At 58.2% G+C, this 1,098-nt stretch carries 1 protein-coding gene; it reads left to right on the top strand.

Translation table 11 applies throughout. The annotated features are described in order from the left end of the window. Nucleotides 1-250: 250 nt before the first annotated feature. On the top strand, nt 251-1,098 hold an 848-nt coding region (locus tag Q4P78_RS09280), incomplete at its 3' end, for a branched-chain amino acid aminotransferase (RefSeq protein WP_303340084.1).

The following is a 1,098-nucleotide window of genomic DNA, read 5'->3' as shown; positions in this document are numbered from 1 at the left end:
ACCACCAGCGGGCACCCGCACCCCAGCACAGGTGTGCGGTGCCCGGTAGCCCGGCAGTAATATGCGTGGTGCCCCCATATCGGGTACCCTAAAACAGGGTGCGGCGAGCACACACGGTTTGCCCACCGCTGGCGTGGTCACGAACCACAGCATCCCCAGGCGCCACCCGCGCAGTTTAACGATGCGCACCGCTCACCTTCATTCGCGGGCGGCACACTAAGTAACGAACTCTCACGGAAGAAGAACCTCGATGGCCATCGAATTCAGCCACGAAACGAACCAAAACCCCGCCAGCGACGCCCGCCGCGCCGAGATCCTAGCCGACCCCGGGTTTGGCGACTATTTTACGGATCATATGGTCAGCATCGACTGGAACGGTGATTATAAGACCGGCGGTGAATGGTCGAACGCGCGGGTGCACGCCTACGGTCCGCTCAGCTTAGATCCCGCCGCTGCGGTTTTTCACTATGGCCAGGAAATCTTCGAGGGTATTAAGGGTTACCGCCACGCGGACGGTTCGGTGTGGACATTCCGGCCCGAGAAGAACGCGGCGCGCCTGAACCGATCAGCGCATCGTATGGCGCTGCCTCAGCTGCCCGAAGAGACCTTCATCGAATCCCTGAAACAGCTGGTGCAGGCAGACGAAAAATGGGTTCCCAGCGGTGAGGGAGAAGCATTCTATTTCCGTCCGTTTATGATTGCGACCGAGGCATATCTGGGGGTTCGCCCTGCTCGTCACGTGGAGTATCACGTGATTGGGTCGCCTGCCGGTAACTACTTCGGCACCCCCGAGCCGGTGGACATTTGGCTGTCCACGAAGTATGCTCGCGCTGGTGAAGGCGGTACTGGCACTGCAAAATGCGGCGGTAACTATGCTGCCGCCATGATCGCCCAGCTTGAAGGTGAAGAAAACGGCTGTAAACAGGTGATCTTCAAAGACCCGCACCGTAACGATGCTCTTGAAGAGCTGGGCGGCATGAACGTATTCTTCATCTACGGTAAAGAGAATAAGTTGGTAACCCCCGAACTTACCGGAACTATTCTAGAGGGCGTTACCCGTTCCTCAATTTTGCAGCTGGCGAAGGATCGCGGAATGAC

Source organism: Rothia sp. (in: high G+C Gram-positive bacteria) (assembly GCF_030540545.1).
Taxonomy (GTDB): Bacteria; Actinomycetota; Actinomycetes; order Actinomycetales; family Micrococcaceae; genus Rothia.
This window is presented reverse-complemented; position numbering and strand designations above follow the sequence as displayed.